The sequence below is a fragment of the Ligilactobacillus acidipiscis DSM 15836 genome, assembly GCF_001435755.1.
Lineage (GTDB): Bacteria > Bacillota > Bacilli > Lactobacillales > Lactobacillaceae > Ligilactobacillus > Ligilactobacillus acidipiscis.
Genome location: NZ_AZFI01000020.1, coordinates 1 through 20,762, shown reverse-complemented (window position 1 = coordinate 20,762; position 20,762 = coordinate 1). Strand labels below are relative to the sequence as shown.

General features: G+C 41.9%; 15 protein-coding genes and 1 pseudogene. 3 read left to right on the top strand and 13 right to left on the bottom strand.

Features of this window, described 5'->3' with window-relative positions:
* The coding region (locus FC65_RS03050) for a phosphoketolase family protein (RefSeq protein WP_056971503.1) at positions 1–2,047 on the bottom strand (2,047 nt) is incomplete at its 3' end.
* 312 nt (positions 2,048–2,359) lie between these two features.
* Here FC65_RS03050 and FC65_RS03045 point away from each other — a divergent pair.
* Positions 2,360–3,205 (top strand): YitT family protein, encoded by an 846-nt coding sequence (locus FC65_RS03045; RefSeq protein WP_010497401.1) that lies wholly within the window; start codon positions 2,360–2,362, stop codon positions 3,203–3,205.
* A 41-nt stretch (positions 3,206–3,246) separates the two neighbouring features.
* Here the strand turns inward: FC65_RS03045 and FC65_RS03040 are convergent, their stop codons facing one another.
* The 3 genes from FC65_RS03040 to FC65_RS03030 form a co-directional block, all read right to left on the bottom strand.
* The gene (locus FC65_RS03040) at positions 3,247–3,654 is read right to left on the bottom strand and encodes an OsmC family protein (RefSeq protein ID WP_010497399.1); all 408 of its coding nucleotides are present in this window, start codon (positions 3,652–3,654) and stop codon (positions 3,247–3,249) included.
* A 352-nt stretch (positions 3,655–4,006) separates the two neighbouring features.
* Positions 4,007–4,315 (bottom strand): hypothetical protein, encoded by a 309-nt coding sequence (locus FC65_RS03035; protein WP_010497396.1) that lies wholly within the window; start codon positions 4,313–4,315, stop codon positions 4,007–4,009.
* Positions 4,316–4,464: 149 nt separating this feature from the next.
* Positions 4,465–5,709: a DUF3114 domain-containing protein gene (locus FC65_RS03030; RefSeq protein WP_056971502.1), complete on the bottom strand. Its 1,245-nt coding sequence runs from the start codon at positions 5,707–5,709 to the stop codon at positions 4,465–4,467.
* Between the two features lie 416 nt (positions 5,710–6,125).
* Here FC65_RS03030 and FC65_RS03025 point away from each other — a divergent pair, with 416 nt between their 5' ends.
* Positions 6,126–6,992, top strand: coding sequence for an RluA family pseudouridine synthase (locus FC65_RS03025; protein WP_010497386.1), 867 nt, complete (start codon positions 6,126–6,128; stop codon positions 6,990–6,992).
* A gap of 36 nt (positions 6,993–7,028) precedes the next feature.
* Here FC65_RS03025 and FC65_RS03020 read toward each other — a convergent pair whose 3' ends face one another.
* The 7 genes from FC65_RS03020 to FC65_RS02990 all read right to left on the bottom strand — a co-directional run bounded on the left by FC65_RS03020 (position 7,029) and on the right by FC65_RS02990 (position 13,038).
* On the bottom strand, positions 7,029–8,486 hold the full coding sequence (locus FC65_RS03020) for a PH domain-containing protein (RefSeq protein ID WP_056971501.1): 1,458 nt from the start codon (positions 8,484–8,486) through the stop codon (positions 7,029–7,031).
* On the bottom strand, positions 8,476–8,949 hold the full coding sequence (locus tag FC65_RS03015) for a PH domain-containing protein (protein WP_010497379.1): 474 nt from the start codon (positions 8,947–8,949) through the stop codon (positions 8,476–8,478). The genes FC65_RS03020 and FC65_RS03015 overlap by 11 nt, the downstream gene beginning before the upstream one ends.
* A 175-nt stretch (positions 8,950–9,124) precedes the next feature.
* The gene (locus FC65_RS03010; RefSeq protein ID WP_056971500.1) at positions 9,125–9,781 is read right to left on the bottom strand and encodes a DUF4767 domain-containing protein; all 657 of its coding nucleotides are present in this window, start codon (positions 9,779–9,781) and stop codon (positions 9,125–9,127) included.
* 173 nt (positions 9,782–9,954) lie between these two features.
* Positions 9,955–10,716, bottom strand: coding sequence for a flavodoxin family protein (locus FC65_RS03005; protein ID WP_010497375.1), 762 nt, complete (start codon positions 10,714–10,716; stop codon positions 9,955–9,957).
* 34 nt (positions 10,717–10,750) lie between these two features.
* Positions 10,751–11,428, bottom strand: coding sequence for a DUF554 domain-containing protein (locus tag FC65_RS03000; RefSeq protein WP_056971499.1), 678 nt, complete (start codon positions 11,426–11,428; stop codon positions 10,751–10,753).
* A 154-nt stretch (positions 11,429–11,582) separates the two neighbouring features.
* On the bottom strand, positions 11,583–12,731 hold the full coding sequence (locus FC65_RS02995; RefSeq protein WP_056971498.1) for an ArgE/DapE family deacylase: 1,149 nt from the start codon (positions 12,729–12,731) through the stop codon (positions 11,583–11,585).
* Positions 12,732–12,741: 10 nt separating this feature from the next.
* Positions 12,742–13,038: a type 2 periplasmic-binding domain-containing protein gene (locus FC65_RS02990; RefSeq protein WP_056971497.1), complete on the bottom strand. Its 297-nt coding sequence runs from the start codon at positions 13,036–13,038 to the stop codon at positions 12,742–12,744.
* Positions 13,039–13,419: 381 nt separating this feature from the next.
* Between FC65_RS02990 and FC65_RS02985 the strand changes: the two genes are divergently transcribed.
* Positions 13,420–14,484, top strand: a complete 1,065-nt coding sequence (locus FC65_RS02985; protein WP_056971496.1) for a tRNA dihydrouridine synthase — start codon at positions 13,420–13,422, stop codon at positions 14,482–14,484.
* A 498-nt stretch (positions 14,485–14,982) separates the two neighbouring features.
* On the opposite strand, the gene mprF is transcribed toward FC65_RS02985, so the two are convergent.
* Complete coding sequence (gene mprF, locus FC65_RS02980; RefSeq protein WP_056971495.1) at positions 14,983–17,559, bottom strand: bifunctional lysylphosphatidylglycerol flippase/synthetase MprF; 2,577 nt, start codon at positions 17,557–17,559, stop codon at positions 14,983–14,985.
* Between the two features lie 197 nt (positions 17,560–17,756).
* Positions 17,757–20,549, bottom strand: a pseudogene (locus FC65_RS02975) (cation-translocating P-type ATPase).
* Positions 20,550–20,762: the final 213 nt, after the last annotated feature.

Sequence of the window (20,762 nt, the reverse complement as noted above, 5' to 3'; positions counted from 1 at the left end):
CTTCATCCGTTAAACCACGAGGATCGTTCTTAGGTGAACGTAACTTCAAGATGTCAACCACATTGATGAAGCGAATCTTCATTTCAGGGAATTCTTTGTTCAACAATGAAATTGCAGCCAAAGCTTCCAAGTTAGGTTCACTGCCGGCAGCGGCAAAGACTACGTCAGGTTCTGCGCCTTGATCAGTCGAAGCCCAATCAATATAGCCTAAGCCCTTGTCAACGATCTTCTTAGCTTCATCGATGCTGTACCACTGACGACGTGGATGCTTGGATGAAACGATCACGTTAATTTTTTCATAGTCGCGGAATGCCTTGTCACCAACAGCCAACAATTCGTTAGCGTCAGCTGGGATATATTCACGGATAAATTCAGGTTTCTTTTCAGCCAAATGTGTCAACAAACCTGGATCTTGATGAGTATAACCATTGTGATCTTGCTGGAAGACAGTCGAAGTGTCAACAATGTTCAGTGAAGGATATTGCTTTCTCCATGATTGTTCTTTAGCTTTACGCAACCACTTGAAGTGCTGAGTCAACATTGAATCAACGACACGACCAAATGATTCATAAGTTGCAAAGAAACCGTGACGTCCTGTCAAAACGTAACCTTCAAGCCAACCTTCAGCTTGGTGTTCTGACAATTGTGAATCGATGATACGACCAGAGTTGGCTAAGTTATGATCATTGCCTGGTTTGATATCTTCCATCCATTGACGTTTTTGTCCATCAAGGATAGCGTACAAACGGTTGGATTCACTTTCGTCAGGCCCAAAACCACGGAAGTTCGTTGGGTTCAATTCAGAAACCTTGTTCAACCATTTTGCCCATTCGATCATATCTTGATGTTGTTCAACCCCACGTTTGTCAAATTTAACGGCAAAGTCACGTACATCTGGGAATTTCAACGGCTTAGGATCAAGACCGCCGTTAGTGATCGGGTTAACTGACATCCGTTGGTCACCTTTAGGAGCGATAGTACGGATCTCATCTTTCAAAGTACCATTTTCGTCAAACAATTCTTCTGGCTTATATGACTTCAACCAGTCTATCAACATGTCTTTGTGTTCCATATGCTCTGCATCAACAGGGATCGGAACCTGATGGGCACGGAACGAGCCTTCGATCGGGTCACCGTCAAGATTGAACTTAGGACCAGTCCAGCCCTTAGGTGAACGGAAGATGATCATTGGCCAGTGAGGCAGATCAGCTTCCCCATCAGCTGCTTTGGCTGCTGAACGAGCTTTCTTTTGAATATCCTTGATCTCTTCGATCACTGTATCCAAAGTCTTAGAAAATTCTTCTGAAACCTGCATATGATCTGTGTCAGCATCTGCTTCAACAAAGTACGGCTTCCAACCCATTCCCTTGAAGTAGCTTATTAAATCTTCATCACTCATCCGTGAAAGGACAGTTGGGTTGGAGATCTTGAAACCATTCATGTTAATGATCGGCAATACAGCACCGTCTTTGACTGGGTTGATAAATTTATCAGAGAACCATGAAGCTGCCAATGGGCCAGTTTCTGATTCACCATCGCCGATTTCGACAGCGGCGATCACATCAGGGTTATCTAAGATCGCACCTGTACCGTGTGATAATGAGTAACCTAATTCCCCACCTTCATGGATGGAACCTGGTGTTTCAGGTGCGGCATGGGAAGCAACTCCTCCTGGGAATGAGAATTGTTTGAACAATTTCTTCATACCTTCTTCATCCTGCGAGATCTCAGGATAAATGTCAGAATAGCTGCCGTCCAAGTATGAGTTAGAAACCATAACTTGGCCGCCATGACCGGAACCTTCAATATAAAACATGTTCAAGTCATATTTGTTGATGACACGGTTCAATTGAGCATAGATAAAGTTCTGAGAAACAATTGTCCCCCAGTGGCCGATCGGCTTAACTTTAACATCAGATGCTGTCAAATCGCGCTTCAACAAAGGATTGTCACGCAAGAAAAGCTGACCTACAGAAATGTAGTTAGCTGCGCGCCAATATTTATCTAAAAGTTCTAAATATTCTTTTGAATCATAATTTACAGGCATAATTTAAGCACACTCCTTATATAAGTTGCTAAACCCTTGATTGCTATTTATCACTGACCGGTGACCCGATCTTCATTTACTATGATAAAGCATTTCAGTTAAAAGTCAACCTTTTAAGAAATTGGTACGTTCCAATTAAAAAGACCGCCGTTTGCCCACTACAGACGAAAATAGCAGCAATTTTTCAGTAATATTTAACAAATTTTATTCAAATTTTTGGCAAATTCAACTTTTTCCCATCAGCTGTGTTTGATTTTGCTCACTGATTATGCCATGCTGAAACATAGATTTTATTTGTAAGGGGGAACTGATTTGAAAAAACCATCTTCTACTATATTCCGCAATTGCCTGACTATCATCTTAGGCTCTTTCGTCTATTCAGTTGCGGTCAATGACTTGCTGCTCCCACACCAGATCGGTGAAGGCGGCGTGACTGGCCTGACGGCAATCGGCTATTATGCATTACATATTCAGCCAGCGATCACCAATATCGTACTCAATACGATCATTTTGCTGATCGGTTTCAAGTTGCTAGATAAAAAAACAATTTTCTATTCTATCTGGTGTGTTATTTGGATCTCCTTTTTTCTCAAAATGCCATCGATCTTGCACTATCATACCCAGCAAACGCTGATCCCCGCCATTATTGCCGGCGTTTTTATGGGCATTGCTTTAGGTTTGATCTACCGTGCGAATGGCACGATTGCCGGCAGTACGATCATCGCTTCGATCTTGAACAAGTATTTTGGGATTCAAACGGGAACTGCTATGCTTTTATGTGACCTAGTCGTGGCACTGCCTTCCGGTTTGATCATTGGGACCGAGCGCATGTTTCTCACAGTGATCGAGCTTTACATTTCTGCAGTAGTTCTAAATATATTCAACAATATGTTTGGTGCTAAATATTCACTTAAGATCATCACCCCAAATGTTGAGCAAATGTCGGCCGCCCTTTCTGACCAACTGAAGCAAGGTATCACTATGGTCCATACTCATGGCTACTATAGTGGAGAAAAACGAGCAATGATCTACATCATTTGTACTAAAAAACAAGTGGCTCAGCTATTTCCCTTGATCGAACAGATCGATCCTGATGCGATGATCGTCATCGAACAAGTTCACAGTGTTGCCGGTCACGAGCTGAACATGCTGAAATAAATAATTTGACGGACAAAAAACGGCTCAAAGCGGCCGTTTTTTTAATATTCAAATTGATACTCGATATCCTTATCAAGTGAATTATGAACGGTACAACGTTTGAGAACTTCATCAATAAATTGATGCTGATCACCGGAGCCAAGATCTGATTCCATATCAAAAACAACCTTGATCTTGGCAACCTTGGATGATTTATCCGGGAAGCGTTGGGTCTGACCCGTGGTTGTCACGTCAAACTTTTTCAGATCAACACCACGACTGGCAGCTAAAGATTCTGCGGTGATCGAAAGGCAGCCGTTTAACGCCATTAAAAGGTATTGAACCGGATTAGCACCTGCGTCCGTTCCTTTGGATGAGACCGGTTCATCTAAAATAATCGAATGTCCGCCAGATTCGGCTGCCACCTGACGACCAATGTGCTTGATACTTGATTTAGCTATATTTGCCATATAAATTCCTCCCATCAATAACAAAGTGCAACGCGGCGTTTATGAGACGAGCATATCGGGCTCAGACAGGACAGCGTGCTTTTGCGCTGTATTGCCTGAGTGGGATAGGCGGAATCTCTTGTCGCGCGAAACTTGACTAAATAACAGAGTGCAGCGCGGCGTTTATGAGACGAGCATATCGGGCTCAGACAAGACTGCGTGCTTTTTTGCGCTGTATTGCCTGAGTGGGATAGGCGGAATCTTTTGCCGCACGAAACTCAACTACAACCTCTATTTTAACTATTTTATGACTCAGTCCCAAATATTCAGCTTAAAAAACGCCTCCCCTATTAATTAGGAAAGACGTTGTTAGTTATTCTTCTTGTTCTTCTTCATCAGGATCCACAATGTCTGGAATGATTGCAGTATATGGAACTTCATCGACCCGATAAGCTTCACGGACTTTAATTTTAGAAATTTTGTTTTCTGCGGTCAGTTTAAACTCACTGCCGTCGCGATGTGCTAACATGTTCGGTTCAAATTCACCGCCGGAACAGATCACTACCAAATGACCCTTACCACCAGTGATATCAGCATCATTTTCTTCCTTTGTTCCCATGTAGACACAATACGATGGTTTCCCGTTGACTACTAACTTGATTTGCTGAACAACTCTAGCCATTGATGCAATCCTCCTATATATTAAAAGCACCATACATCGCGTATAGTGCCTAACGATCAATTAAATATTTTAATTTCAACTGTACTTCTAGCAGCAAAAGCTACCTTAACATCTTTAGATTGTACCATAATTTGTGCTATTTGTCTAAATCAGCGCTGTTCAAGGAACCCACCATACCCTGGCACACTTCCAGTTTTGGCACAAAAACGCAAGTATTCTTGGTACACCGCATTTCTTTGACTAACTGGAATCTTTTGCCATGAGACTAAATCTGGCAAACGTTTGATAAGGTCAGCATACGGGCCTCCTATTGTTACCACTTGCGGGCTACGAAAAGCCTGCGTGGCCAACTGCCTAACTTGTGGGTCAAAAGGATGTTTGACATCCAGATAATAATGGGTATGATCCTTAGCTGGCAAATCATGCTGCTGTCCCTTGGGGATCCCATAATTGAAGGATTCCGTGTTGGCAATTTGATACAACTGTTTTTTTGAATAATGCTGTGGATCTGAATCCACACGCCCATCACTTTCAAAACAATAAGCATCCCATTCACTAACAAAATTTCTTGTATCTAAGTCAATAATAAATTCAGCCATACGGGCGTTATTGAAGTTGGAAGAAGCGGCTGTATTTGCCGCAGAGATCTGCACTTTCATATTTTGCGGATAACGAAAAACCTGAGCAGACCGATTGTGAAACGCCGCGCTCGTGGTCAGATCTAAGGGGATTTTGGCGGTGGTGGCGTATTTTTGAAGTTTGGCAAAATCAGTAGAGCCAGTATAATTTTGCCGAATATATCTAATATTTTGCAGATCGATCCAACTGCGAAATAAGTGCAAGCGCTGACCTAAAGCATCTCTGTTTAGGCCAGCCTTGCCGGGATATGCCTGCCAGACATCTGCGCGAAAAGCTGTATAAAAAACGGCATGCAGCACAAGATTTCTTGCAAACTCATGAGTACCTAAAAGTTGCAAGAATCCATGATCGTCAACCACTGCTCCCAGCTGACGCAAGACCAGACGTAATTTCTTTTTAGCCTTCAACTGGCTGCCGACATACATTTGTGTGTAAACTTCAGAACCCACCTGCTGTGTTTGTTCAAAACTTTCAGCTAGTCTCTGGAAAACAGACACCTGTTTGACAAACGCAGGCTGGATTTGTTTAAGATATATTTTTAATGCAGCCTGATCCCAATGATCATGTTTTTGCAAAAAGCGTAGCTGCTTTTTAAGCACGCTTAGGGTAGAAAATCTTAGCCAGAAACCCCAGTCAGCCGGCAGCTCAATTTGGTAAGCTCTTTGAAATTTGGTGAGACTACTAAAATGCCCCACAATGCCCGCCAAAATTGTAGGCAATGCTATGAGATGAAACTTTGCCAATTTGTTCTTCATTAGTTACGACCTCTTGTCTGGATCATCACGTTTCAAAAATGTGGTGATCAGCAGCGCAAATATTGCAAAAACTATGATATTTTCCAAATTCATGGCCGCACCCCCTTTTCACCCCTATAGTAACAACCTTTTGACCAAAACAACACAACAATGACTTACTTTTCGAATTGGCTAATTCTTCTACCGACTTCTAGCCGATTTGCCCCAATTGGCTAATACTTCCACCGACTTTTAGCCGATTTGTCTCGATTGGCTAATACTTTCGCCGACTTCTAGCCGATTTGTCCGAATTGGCTAATACTTTCCAAATCTTTTAGCCGATTCTTGCAAAATCTGCTGAGGGACATCCCTCTTTTTCTCGCCGACAAGATAGCTTATAATAAATATTATTAAAAACGGACAGGAGTATCGCCCTCGTGATTTTAGAACGACATTTTCAAATCAACCACATGCCCCATCCACTAACCGTTCGTCAAACTTTGCAGCAATGGTTAGTTCCCAAGAAATGGCAGCATGAATTACGGATCGACCGCTCCATTCTAGTTAATGGTCGTTACCTTCCCTATAATAATCTGGTACAAAATGGTGATCAGATCGATCTAACTTTAAACACCAACATCAACATGCAACACTATTTGCCAGCGTCTGACGTCAATTTTAAAGTCGTTTTTGAAAATTCAGACCTGCTCATTGTTAATAAACCAGCCGGCATCAAGACTCATCCGAATCGCCCAGACGAAAACGGAACGCTTTATAACCAACTCGTGACTTACCTTGACACGCCTCCACTGATGCTACACCGGCTGGATATGCTGACTAGCGGACTGATCATGATAGGCAAAGATCCGTTGGTGATCCCGATTTTGGAACGCCAGCTAGCTCAAAAAACGATGCAGCGCAATTACGTCGCCGTGACATCATTTGAACGAGACATGCCGCTAAAAGGAGTGATCGATGCGCCAATTGGACCTGATCTCGCTGACAAACGTAAGCGAAAAGTGACCGCCACCGGACTGGCTGCACGAACTCATTATGAAGTTTTACAGCATAATGACAAATTTGCGCTAGTGAAGTTGACATTAGAAACCGGGCGCACCCATCAGATCAGAGTCCACCTTGCCAGTCAAAACATGGCGATCGTCGGCGACCCCCTATATAGCAACATTATCGCAGACCAAATGTATCTTTACGCTTATCAGATCACTTATTGTCTACCATTCGACTGGGAGTTTAAAACAGTTGAAGATCAGATCCCAGAAAGTTTTTACAAAATGACAAAATAAAACCATTGCCAGTTTATCCTAAAACAAGCAATGGTTTTATTTGTGACGATACCACCGATAAATTTCTTCAGCTTTCTTCTTAGGCAAATAGCGGACTTGCACCACTTGCTTTTCATTACCTGAACGTAAAATTATTTTAAGATGACTCAGCTCGACCCTTGCCATCAACACCGTCTGTTGCATACTCATTGCTTGAATCCGGCCACGCGGGATCAAATACAGTTTTCGCGTTAATAAATGACCGTTTTGGGCCAGCAAAACATCTGCGTTAGTTAACGCCAACCTATTATTAACACTAGCGTAGTATCCGATCCAAAAAGCAACAGGCAACAAAACAACCGACAACCAGCCATATGGTTGAAAGAAAAGTCCGATGATCACTACCAGTAAAATTGTTGGCAACAGTATATTACGGATGATCTTCCACCTTTCAAAACGCCTACCCACAGGCAAGCGCGGTATTTTTTGCGGCAACCATTTGACCAAACGACTTGCATTTTTTAACGCCAGCCCTTGGCTAAGCACTGGCAGCAAAACTAATTGATCATCTTGTTCCTCATCTGCGGCTTGCGAGGCCAGCACTAATTGGACTGTCGCTAGCTTTAACGCTTGGCGCAAAAACGATTGCGAGATGACCACCGCTTGAATCTTTTCTTGACTGGCAGTCACGATATTTTGCTGTAACAAGCCTTTACTCGTGACTAATTGTTTTTCCTCTGGATGGACTTCAAAATGGAAATAGCGGTTGATCACTACCAAGTAAGAAAAACCCAGCGCCAACAAAATAACGACGATCGCTAACAAACTTAGGACCACACCACTTCTATTTTCTAAAGTTTTCACAGCAGCATTAATATACTTTTGTGGTATCACATCAGATAAGCGATTATATATCGCTAAAAAGCCTAACATCAAAGGCAGGAATCCCAACGAAGTCAAAGCATATAAATTGAGATCATGACCCTTGATCTGATAAGAAAACTCAGAACTTGCCGGAATATGCTCAGTTTCACTGTCTCTGTCTGGAAAGAAAATCTCAGTTTGCCGATCATTTTTCAAAACGGCATCACGTTTGGCCTGGATCTGTGTAACCACCGCGCGCGAGATCACGGGTAAAACTGCTTCCGGTTCATCAGCTGCTTGACTCGATGTCTCGATCTGTAAAGATAATAGACCAAACGGACGTAAATAAAACCACTGCTTAGTCTGCAAAGTTTGGATCTTAGCATACGAGATGTGTAAATGTTTGGGAAAAATGACCCCAGAGTGCAAGATAATTTCTTGTGCAGCGAGCTCATAACTATATCGCAGATATTTTAAAATTCCGCCGACAACTGTGGGCAGCAATACAGCAAACAAAGCCAACCAAAAATAGCCGGTAAACCTCTCATTAAAATTAAAGGCCAGCAAGATGAAAAAATACAGCAAGCCGCTTTTGAGCGATTGATACCAAAAATATAGTAAAGCTGCCGGATGAAGTCGCTTAGCTTGCATTAACATCCTCCTCTTGTGTCAATTCCATCAGACGTTGCTTTAACTGTACCGCGCTTTCTGGCAGCACTCCCGCAATTTCATGCGCAGCCGCAGCAGTTTCTATTTTCACACTTTGCAAATGGAAAAGTTGAAATAATGGTCCTGCTTGCAAAGTGACATTTTGAATGCGCGCAATCGGGATCGCAGTTTGCTTATGTAAGAAAAAGCCAGACTCGATCTCAACGTCTGTCGTTGTGATTTGGTACAGCCAGAAACGATAACGGTAGGGAATTATCAGCAATTCGACCACAAAGTCAAGCAAGACAAGCATCCAAGCTATATAGTTGATCCATCCTGGCCAGTCAAAATGATCCACCACCCAGTAGATAACGGCGCACATAACGGATCCAACGACTAGCGATAATAGCGCACTGATCTTCCACACTTTTTTTATTCTTTCTGGTAAGTGCTGTGATTTTTCCATTTGTTTTTCTCACTCCAAAAAATATTATTGACAGTAAACACGGTTGATCACCTAAAATTGACCAGTAAAGTATCAGTAAATTCTGTTCTTTGTGCTAAATCAAGATTTAAGTTAAAGAAAAACACCCTGGTCAGTTGCATTTAATCAAAGTGTCAGTCAATTTGAACAATAAGTTTTATTCATTCACAATTTGCGCAAACTTCTGTTTTAATTCCTGATTTGCAGTTTCGTTAAAGTGTAAACGATGATCATCCATTCCCTGATTTTGCATAGTGATCAAGACTTTTGGCGTGCCATCGATAATTGTAAAGAAGTAGACATGTTTTTGCATGTATTGTTGTGTTTCTGAATCAGCATAAACCGCAACTAACCCATATACTCCTGACCCAGCTTGACCATCTGCTGACCACTCCACATCAACTGGTACATCATCAACTGCAATATGTTCCTTTGCGTTTTGACCTAAAACCTCGCTAGGCAACTTTAACCCATACTGATCGACACTATTATCCGGCGTATACTCTTTATACTGTTGCTCCATTTCTTCACTAAAATGAGTCATAAATTGCTGTAGCTTCAACGCTTTACTATCGTCCCAATAGCGCTTTTGCTGCGGTTTCACAGGTTCTTTATCTGTGGATGAACTGGCAGTTGAATCTTTTTTTGAACTAGCACTTGCTTCACTTTTGTTTGCCTTTGAAGAACTTGTTTTTTGTGCGGTTCTTTCCGTTGCCTTATTATTGCCGGTACTTGCAGAATTATCAGCCTGCTTTGAACAACCAGTCAGCAATAATCCCGCTATAACCAACACGCTCCATATTTTCTTGTTCATCAAAATCCCTCCTAGCAAAAAATAAATTTATTCTGTAACTTATGTACTTTCTTTACTATCAGCTTAGCAAACTTTCTGTTCTCTGACCACAAAAAGAGAGCAGACCAACGAAGTGCCCCATAATTGTTAGTTTTTGTGTCTAACAATTATGGGGCACTTTGGAGTTCACATATCTATTTACGCCGATGTTTAACATAAGTAGCAAAGTGCAAAATACCTGCCAGCAAAGCAAAGAAAATCACTACAAATGAACTGTAACTCAACCAAAAATGTGTTTTAGGGAATAATCCCAATCCCACCTGGATCCCCATCGCTGCGAGCGCCATGATCGCAACCATAAAGAAAAGTTGGATATATCTTTTCACTGTACTGTCATCCCTTTTCTGAACTGAACTTAGTTGTTGTCCTCGTTTTAAACATTCGGACTTTTTGGCCGCAGGTAATTCCTGAATGCCCCATGTGTTGGTCATAACTATCTCGTTGACTTTGATCACACCCGCAGCAGACATGACCTGATCGATCGTCCGTAAACTCTGGTCAGTGACACCCGTTACCCAATTTTCAAAGGTCCCAGTGTAACAGTCGGTAATACTGAGGTAGTGTTTATTCTTAAAACGATCTGGGTGAGTTTCACCTTGTTTGTCAAAGCGAACTAACCTTTGACGCAGACAGTCAAAAAAGTCTTTCATCTTGCCTGCTAAACTACGCCAATAAGTCGGCGCGGCGATGATCCAGACATCACTTTCAAGTAATTTACCTTCTAATTCATCCAAAACCGGATCTTTTCTTTCATATGTATCGGGCTTAAAATCATAATCTTCCAAATATATGATCTCGGTCTTATTGGCAGGATCTACTCCCTGTAAGACTGCATCTACTAATTTTGCCGTAACTCCATCACGTCGGTGTGAGCCCAAAATCCCGAGCACTTTCACAACAAAGCCTCCTTGTATAACTATAATTTCTAAATCAGAAAAAATGGAGTATTCCTAAAACCACTGGCGGTATCAGCAAAGCTGGCAAGAAGTTCAAAGTATTGATCTTCTTAATTTCCAAAACTCCTAAACCAGAGGCAAAGATCAACACACCACCCACGATCATTAATTCATTAAGCAAAGACGCGCTTAATGCTGTCCTTAAAAGGAGCGCCAAAATATACAGACCGCCCTGCCAGCAAAACAGCACAGCCGCACCCCAAGCGATCCCGATGCCATAAGTGGCGCCCAATACGATCGAAGTGATCAGATCAAGTGTACCGTTTGTCAGCAGGAAAGTATAATCGTGATGCAAAGCAGCGTTGATCGGACCTAAGATCGACAATGACCCAAAACAATACAATAGAACTGCTGTTGCCAATCCTGCGCTTAAATCACTGTTAGTAAAGCGTTGCACAACTCGGTCAAAATTTTCTTGAATATTCCAAGCTGTCCCTAAAGTTCCACCCACGGCCAAACTAATAATAAATAAAACTGGCAAATGGCTATTGTCTAATGGTTTGATCACGGTATGAATACCAACAACGATTGCAGCCAAGCCGATTGCTTGCATCAACACCGTATGATACTTTGGTTTAAGGCGGCTTTTAAGCAGACTCCCAATGATGCTGCCGACAATGATCATCGCAGCGTTAAAAATCGTCCCGTACAAGTAACATTCCCCCTCCTTAATGTTAATACTAAAATCTTACCATTTTAGTCAACAAAAGAACTGCTTTTTTAAAATTTTCCTGCTAAACAGTTTAGGCTTGAACGATTCACTGGTCACCCTTGCAACACTCATTATCGTGCCTTTAATAATACTTTTAGCCCACAAACTTCAATGCTAGTTGTTTGTAGAATTCGATGGCTTTCAAATAAATAGCAACATCGACATACTCATTAGCTTGATGCGAAGTATCTGAACCTGGCCCACAGACTAAACTGTTAAAATCACCCTTAGCCTGCAAGAATTCAGCTCCGTCATTTGCACCTAAACTTCCTGTTAGTTTCGGCGTTTCATGAAAAACATCCTGATAAATCTTAGCAGCCGTCTTTGCCAATGGTGTATCCGCTGAGCCAATGATCGATTCTTCCGGAAAACTGTATCTTAATGAAAGCTCATAACCTTCTTTGGAATTTAGTTCAGCTAAAACCGACTCAAGTTCAGCGTAAAACATTTTGTTAGGATACTCTGGGATCGTTCTTATGTTTCCCATGTATTTTGCTTGAGCTGGAATACTATTGACCTGTTCACCCCCGCTGATCTTAGTTATCTCGTGAGTCACATGACCCAAAATCGGATCACCATGAGAAAACTTACTCAAACGTTTTTTAGCCAAATGATAGAAATCCCATAAATTATCGATTGCATTGATCCCTAGCCAAGGACGAGCACTATGCGCACCTTTACCGGTCGAGGTCACCTCATAATCTATCACGCCGCGTGCAGTATAAACCATTTCTTTCATATCGGTACTAGGTTCAGCGATGATCAGTCCGACCAGATCATCAGCATACCCAGCCCTTGTTAACTGAGCCGCTCCATACTCACCGGTCTCTTCACCCACAGTAGCTAACAAACGGATCTGTCCGTTCAATTTAGTTCCCATTTCAAGCAACTCAATCATTGCGCTAACGATTGCCGCCAATCCACTCTTCATATCCGAAGCCCCGCGGCCAAACACCTTTCCATCTTGTATTGTTCCCGAAAAAGGTGCAAACTGCCAGTCAGCTTCATTACCCGCTGCAACAACATCCATGTGCCCGGACAAGCCAAAGGTCGGTCCGGTAGGATCTCCAAAGGTCACAACCAGGTTATCACGGCCCGGAGCATACTCAACTTTTTCAAATTCAACTTCCGGATAAGGTGCAAACAAAGAAATTATATAGTCAGCAACATCTGTTTCATGCTCGTTGACCGATGGGATCTGAATCATCTTCTGTAATATTTCTATTTTTGAATTTTTATTCATCTTAATGACCTCACTGACTATCTTTTAATTGCTCTTTTTGAGCTTGATCCAACATTTTGTCTAATTCACCTGATTTTTTCAATTTATTGATCACTTTGTCGATCCGCTTTTTCAAGTCTTTATCGTCCTTATTTAAACCTACGCTGATAGAACTATTTTCGACGGAAATCTTTAATTTGATCTTAGAAATTGTATAAACATCTGGATACTTTATTTGATACGCTTTGGCATCTTCTTCACCTAAAACGACTCCATTAAGCTTACCGACCTTCAACTCAGTGGCCAATGTTCCCAGATTTCCTTTCAATTTCATCACCCGCCCTATTTTAGTTAAGTCAAATTTACATTAAATTCTATCACATTTTATTTTAATGATATACACTATTTTTGAATATTTATTAAGTTTTTCAAAAAACAATCACTTTTGCTGAATATAGTGTATGTCTTATTGCTTGTTAAAGTTACATGAGACAGACTGTTGTGCTTATCCAACTTCTCAAATAAGTCGAAAAACACGACTTGTTGGAGAAGCCCGATCGTGCTCAACTTTTGCCCGGTCCTCTCCGGCTTGTTTTTTATAGTGTAAGCATCTTGAAAAATAAGCTAAATACCGCTAATATAGATAAGGTCTAGAATTTATGTTGTACGATACCAATAGATATAAAAAGTACCAGAAAGGAAATCAATAATGGTCCAAGTAAAATCTGCCTACTGGCAAAACGTAGTCGATGAGGCGCAAAAACATCCCGCAGTTCCCGGCTTAGATAAAATCCCCTTCTTTTCAATGGCCCCAATGGAAGCTGTTACGGACTCTGTTTTTCGGCGCGTCGTTGCCCATGCCGGTGGACCAGACGTGTATTTTACTGAATTTACAAATGCACGCAGCATTACACATCCAAAAGCAAAATTCACGGCACAAGCACGACTGCATGTCGCAAAAGGCGAAAAAATGCCCGTGGCACAGATCTGGGGCAATCGCGGGATCGATTTTGAAACTGCCAGTCAAGATTTAAAAGAACATGGCTACCAGGCTATCGACATCAATATGGGGTGTCCTTCAGGTACTATCATTAAAAATGGCGGCGGTTGTGATATGATCCGCCACTTCGATGATGCGGCTACAGTGATCGCCAGTGCTAAAACAAGCGGCTTGCCGATCTCGGTCAAAACCCGTCTAGGCTTTAACGAACTCGACACATTTGAAACATGGATCCCATTCTTGTTAAAACAAGATATTCCTTTATTAACGATCCATGTCCGTTCCCGTAAAGAAATGTCCAAAGTTCCAGCCCACTACGAATACATCGACCGTTTAGTACAATTGCGCGATGAGCTAGCACCACATACCTTGTTACAGATCAATGGCGATGTCAAAGACCGGACTGCCGGATTAGAGTTAGTCCGGCAACATCCTGGTGTCGACGGTGTCATGATAGGCCGCGGGATCTTTGAAAATCCTTTTGCCTTTGAGGAAACACCAAAAGAGCATACGCTGGAAGAAACCTTGAGTCTATTGCGGATGCAGCTGGATCTATATGATAAGTTCAACGCAGATTACGGCCCACTGAACTTCAAGAAATTGCGCCGTTTCTTCAAAATCTATGTCCGTCACTTTAATTACGCTTCCGACTTACGGATTGCTTTGATGGATACCAAAAACACCACACAAGCTCGCGAGTTATTGGATAAATTTGACCAACAATGGGCAGCACAAAAAGCTGCAGACACAATTGCGATCACACAGGACCGTTAATATCTGCAGATGTTACACTGTCTGCTTTTCAGGCAAACTTGCTATGGTATAAAATGAAAAGGAGCTACCGGCTGCCACCGCTAACTCCGATCACAATTTAAAATGACTTTCGAGAAAGCTAGTCTAAATGATTAGCTTTTTTATTATCGTTGGAAAAATCCAGCAGTTACTTTACACTAAATACTCACACAATTGGATTTACGAGCTCGAGTTTGCTTCACATTTCCAATTGTAACTCAAAGTCCGCTCGAGTTTGCGTCACATTCTCGTTTGTAACTTATAGTCGGCCCTAGTTTGCGTCACATTCCCAGTTGTAACTCAAAGTCCGCTCGAGTTTGCGTCACATTCCCGGTTGTAACCCAAAGTCGGCCCTAGTTTGCGTCACATTCTCGTTTGTAACTCAAAGTCGGCCTTAGTTTGCAGCACATTAAACATTTGCATCAACGATTTCTCCAAAACAAGTCGCTTACTGTTACCAGTTGCCATTAAAACTAGCACTCACTGCCTGTTTTTTCTTGCCGGCAAGTTGATCAAATCAACGACCTGCATAATCGTGAAGATCATTGATCTTTTTTTGCGATAAGCAATGTACTTAGGTTTCCAAGTTGAAACATACTTTTCCTTATAGTTCCGCAAGCCCTGAAAACCATAGAGTTTATAACCATATTCGTAAATCAAATGTGATATCCGCTCTTCAATAAAACTAAATCGCGAGCTGCCGACTCCAGCTAGCGGCGCCATCCCCAAGTTAAATTTCTCGTAACCTTGCTTACTCATTTCTTCAAATAAAGAAATGAACAAATGGTCCATGATCCCAGAAGGTGCCTGATCACTGGAGCGCATCAGATCGATCGAAGTTGTTTTACGATCGCCTTGGGGCATGAGCGAGGCAAACGCAACCGGCTTGTTGCTGTGATCACGCACAATTGCTATTGAGGCTTGTTGTAAATAAAACTCATCAAAAAATCCTAGTGAAAAGCCCTTTTCAATTTCATGCCCCAACCATTCATCCGAAATATTTTTCAATTCAGCCATGAACTGTTTGTCAAACGGCGGCTGGCATAGTTCAAATTGATATCCTTGCCGCTTAAATTTATTGACTAAGGCCCGCTCTGACCGTAATTTTTTACCAGCCAGCGTAAAGTTTTTTAAATCAACATAGCCTTCCTCACCATTTTTAAAGAAATCAAAACCTCTTTCATGCAATTTGATGATCAAAGATTCGGCAGTTTCATAAAAAACCAGGGAGTAATCATCCAGATCCGCATCATTCATAAACTTGGTCAGTGCATCATCCAAGTGATCCATATTACCAAAGGGTTCGCCTAAGATCACTAGTTTGTCAGCAGTTTTTTTATACAGAAAGATCACTTGGTCTTTACCGTCAACTTGGTAGCAATACATTTGCTTATCAAATAAATATGCCAGGTGAGAAATTTCATTACCGCCATATTCATCAATGACCCGCCTGACCCGCTCACTATCAACTGAAATATTTAAGCGCGGATTTGTCGTGTAAAAAAAGTAATGTAATAAACCGATCAAGACTAAAGCTGCTAGAATCAAACCAACAAAGCCCATCAGCCAAATTTTTTGTGATGGGAAAAATAAGGCGTTGGGTACAATAAACTTATGGTGCAGGTGCAACATCTTTTGATTCAACACGCCAACGACCGTATATACAATAAACGTGCCTAAATAAGTAAACAGAGTCCATGAGATCGCACCCCAAGACGGCGCCATCCTCTCACGATAATACGCACCGCGAGAAAACCATGCCACCAGCATGATCAGCGCCAAGAAAACAAACATCTTCCAAGAAAACTCACCATAAAAAACCAACCAGCGTAGTGTATTTAAGATTGCAATCGTTAAAGCAATGATCGTTAAACTAAATGCCTTTTTCACACGGGCGGCCGTTCCAATACCAACCCCAATCAAAATAAAAGCCATCACGATACTGATCAGCTGATTTAAAAAGTAAAAAGTATATGGGTAAACATCTAGGAAATACTTATTAGTCATCGCAAAATTAGGCGTAGTGGAATTGATCAGCATCAAGACCCCTGAGAAGAATAAAAAGCCGGTTAGCAAAAACTGTGCCAGCCTCTGCAAAATATTTTTAGGCAGTCCCTGCAAATATGCATTGAACCGTTTGCCCATATCATGGATAAAGAAGAAAACACCCAAAGCAAATGGAAAAATATAATAAAACAAACGGTACAATAAGACCCACACGACTGCAATATTTTTATCTACGCCAACCAAAGCCAATTCCATGATCATAAAGACATCAAAAGATCCTAATCCGCCAGGAACTAGCGAAACTTCACCGATCACAGAGGCGATCACAAATAAAGGTATGATGCTCCAAAAGTCCTGCGGGCTGGCGTGGAGCATAGTCCCGATAAAAATAAAGAAACTAACACAGCCAAACCACTCAAAAAAAGAGCCAGTGATCAACCGCGATGCATTAGCCAAAGTCAGACCTTTTAGGATCCCCTTGTCGTTAAAACGTGTTAATAATAAAACCAACGGAAAATATAAACTGCCGCCGACCAGCCAGATCAAATAATGACTAACAGCTCGGTCTTTCAAGCTAAAGACGATCACTAAGGAAATAATACAAAAAAGCGAAAGCCCCGAGACCAGAAACAGGGCCACTTTAGCAATAGCACCAACGATTTTTTTCTGCGAATCTTTTTTGTTATAAAAAAGTGCACGCAAGCTGGCACCCAAAACGCCGCCAAAACCGCCGATATTCGTAAAGGTATTCGTGATCCAACTTGTCTTTAAAACATACAAAACTGGATATTTATCGGGCAAAAACTTGGTGACCATGAAATCGTAATTTAACATAGGGGTCACAGCCGCAAAGCCCAAGAGCAGCATTAATAACACCTGCCACCAGCTTTGCGAAGATAGTCCCTGACTGATTTTAGACACATTCACATCTTTTGCGATCCTACCAACTTCATGGATCACAAATAACAGCACAGAAAAGATGAAGACGCCCTTGATCAAACCCATCCGGCGTGAAATAGAGTTTTTTACTGTATTAAATATATTTTTCATAGACTAGGATCCTTCTTAAAAATAACCATACTTATTTTTACTAAAAGTATAGCATAACTGATTTCTTCCTAACTAAGAACTTGCCATTGCCAAATGAATATGCCGCCGAAAACAAGCATTCATTTATCCGTCATAGGCCTAAAATTGCTAGATGTATGCTGCTTACCTAAACTAGGTAAACATACATCTGGCAAAATTTAGCTTGTGGCTTGATTCTTACGCAGTAAATATTTTCTGGCTTCATCCAGTAATACTAAAGGCACTGGTAAACAAAATAGGAAGAGCCATGAAGCTAGATCCAGCGGCGCCGTCCCGAAAATGTCTTGTAAAAACGGAACGTAACACATACACAGCAACAATATTCCTTCTAAAACGATACCTGTATAAACTAAGGAATTAGAAAAGAAGTTCTTGTGAGTAAACAATGTCTCAGTTTCAAAGCGACAGTTCAATACAGTCGCCATTTGGCAGAAGATCACGGCTCCTAAGGTGACCGTTGTTGCTTGCCGATAGTCAAAACCAGATGAAGCGAGTGCCGGATAATAATGCCCGTTTAACGCATTATTCAAGAAATAACCGCAAATTGCCAGCAATGAAGCCGATGCGCCATACCATATGAACGCCTTTAACAAAACCTTCTTATTGATTAAGTGCTCCTGTGGTGCACGCGGCGGCCGGTCCATGACTTCTTTTTCTGCTGCCTGTCAGCCTAAGCCAAGCGCTGGGACCATGTCGGTTCCTAGGTCGATCGCTAAAATTTCCATAACCGTTAATGCAAGAGGAATTTTGCCGCCGCTGAACAGGAAAAGTGCTGAGGGGATTGATTCCGGCAAGTTGGAATTTAAGATATACAATAAAAACTTTCGAATGTTGCTGTAAACTCCGCGTCCTTCTTTAACCGCAGCTACGATCGAGGCAAAGTTATCATCACTCAAAACCATGTCGGCCGCTTCTTTAGCAACTTCCGTCCCCGTCTTACCCATAGCGACTCCGATATCTGCTTTTTTCAAAGCAGGAGCGTCATTGACACCATCGCCAGTCACCGCAACAATGTGTCCTTCTTCTTGTAACAAGGAAATGACCCGATATTTTTGTTCTGGAGCCATTCGTGCAAAAACAATTTCTTGTTTTAAATCTTGCCGTAAACTATCGTCATCCATCTGGTCGAGTTCTTGACCCGTGACTACTTTGACCGGTTTATTACTATCAACGATCCCAATTTTACGTGCAATCTTTTGAGCAGTCAAACCATTATCACCAGTGATCATGATCACCTTGATGTGAGCACGGCGGCATTCTTTAGCAGCAGTCAGCGCTTGTTTACGCGGCGGATCATACATTGCAGTTAAGCCTAGGAAAGTCAATTTGCTTTCAACTTCTTGCTGATCGAGGCTTTCAGGATCTTTGACTGCTTGCGGATCTAAAACTTTGCCCGCCACGGCTAAAACACGCAGCCCCTGCTTAGCATAACCGTCATTGGCTTCTTGGATCTCGTTGATTTTTTGTTTGGTCAATGGCTCTGTTGCTCCATTGTTGAAATAAGTCGTACATTTTTGCAAGACGCTGTCTGGGGCACCTTTCGTAAAGCTGTCGAAAAAATGCGCATTGCTTTTAGCGATCACGACCGTCATCATTTTACGTTGAAAATCAAACGCAAATTCCTTTTGGCGCGGGTCTGACTTGCGTTCTCCTTGCGGATCAAGCCCTCCCTTTTGCGCAACAACTTCTAAACATCCTTCAGTCGGATCGCCGATACAAACATAATCGCGATGTTTTTTGTCTGGCGGTTGGATCTGAGCGTTATCAGCTAACAAACCACCGGCTAAGAGTTCTTTTAATTCTTGATCTTTCGTGGCAGTTATTTTCTTTGGCCCATCATAGATCCCTCCATGCGGAGCATATCCTTGTCCACTCACATGATATGAATTTAAAAGAGTCCACAGGTGAATAACTGTCATTTGATTTTGTGTTAAAGTCCCTGTCTTATCGGAACAAATTACCGATGCCGAGCCTAAGGTTTCAACACTAGATAGCTTTTTAACTAAGGCGTTTTTTCGTGCCATCCTAGATACTGCTCCTGCTAAAGATAACGTCACAGTCGGCAAAAGTCCTTCTGGAATAAAAGCTACGATCATCGCCAGCGCAAAAATAAACGATTTGACCAGTGGATATTTGACGAAAAAGACTGCTGCGACAAAGAAGAGCAACCCGACAAATATCGCCAATAAAGAGATTTGTTTGGTCAACGTATTCAGCTCTTTTTGCAACGGACTTAATTCATCTTTAACGTTTTGGGTCAAAGACGCGATCCGTCCAAAATCAGTCTGCATGCCTATCTTGACGACTACCCCAGTCGCGTTACCCTTCATCACTGAAGTTCCGGAATAAACAAAGTTAGTGATTGCCGCATGTGAGCTGTCCTTTTGGGTGTCCGGCTCTGCATTTTTGCTGACCAGATCAACTTCACCAGTCAATGTTGACTGGTCCAAACGCAAATCATGTGCGTCTAACAACCGAATGTCAGCCGGTACGCTGTCTCCTTCAGCCAGTTTAACGATATCGCCCGGTACTAATTGAGCAGCAGGCACCTTTTGGGCAGTTTTATTGCGAATGACCTGACTCGATTCTGCCAGCATGTCATTTAAGGCTGCAGTCGCTTTGCTAGCCTGATATTCCTGCCAAAAACTAAAAAGCCCATTGATCACATTGACCGCCCAAATGGCGATCCCTAATTCTGTGAGTTGCGCGATAAAGGAGATCCCACCAGCGACCCACAATAATAGTGCCATTAAACTGGTAAAGTTTTGCAAAAAGGTGAGTATTAAAGGAGTGCCCTTCTTTTTTGCCAAAACATTTTTTCCATACTGCTTCTGCCTTTGAGCAACTTCGCTGTCATTCAGACCAGCACTATTAGTCCCCAGTTCTTGATAAACTTTATCCTGCGCTAATTTAGCTACATCTTCAATTTCAGTGCTTTTGACCTTCCGCATCTTAGCACGCCTCCATTCAAATTCAAAAACTGATAAATGGTGAAATTAAGATCGTTTGTCGCATTTACTGATAATGAAATTCAATCCAATCTCTCATCCTAGATTATAGTTCAAACATTTGAATATGGTGTACTTAAAGCCACATTAATGTTAGCGTTTTTATTAAACCTGATCTTGCCCATTATAAAATAAGAATCGGGTAGGAGATAGTTC

Coding starts and splice junctions, on each gene's coding strand:
- FC65_RS03040 (WP_010497399.1), bottom strand. CDS start 3,654: ATGGCAAATATAGCTAAATCAAGTATCAAGCACATTGGTCGTCAGGTG.
- FC65_RS03035 (WP_010497396.1), bottom strand. CDS start 4,315: ATGGCTAGAGTTGTTCAGCAAATCAAGTTAGTAGTCAACGGGAAACCA.
- FC65_RS03030 (WP_056971502.1), bottom strand. CDS start 5,709: ATGAAGAACAAATTGGCAAAGTTTCATCTCATAGCATTGCCTACAATT.
- FC65_RS03020 (WP_056971501.1), bottom strand. CDS start 8,486: ATGCAAGCTAAGCGACTTCATCCGGCAGCTTTACTATATTTTTGGTAT.
- FC65_RS03015 (WP_010497379.1), bottom strand. CDS start 8,949: ATGGAAAAATCACAGCACTTACCAGAAAGAATAAAAAAAGTGTGGAAG.
- FC65_RS03010 (WP_056971500.1), bottom strand. CDS start 9,781: ATGAACAAGAAAATATGGAGCGTGTTGGTTATAGCGGGATTATTGCTG.
- FC65_RS02995 (WP_056971498.1), bottom strand. CDS start 12,731: ATGAATAAAAATTCAAAAATAGAAATATTACAGAAGATGATTCAGATC.
- FC65_RS02985 (WP_056971496.1), top strand. CDS start 13,420: ATGGTCCAAGTAAAATCTGCCTACTGGCAAAACGTAGTCGATGAGGCG.
- mprF (WP_056971495.1), bottom strand. CDS start 17,559: ATGAAAAATATATTTAATACAGTAAAAAACTCTATTTCACGCCGGATG.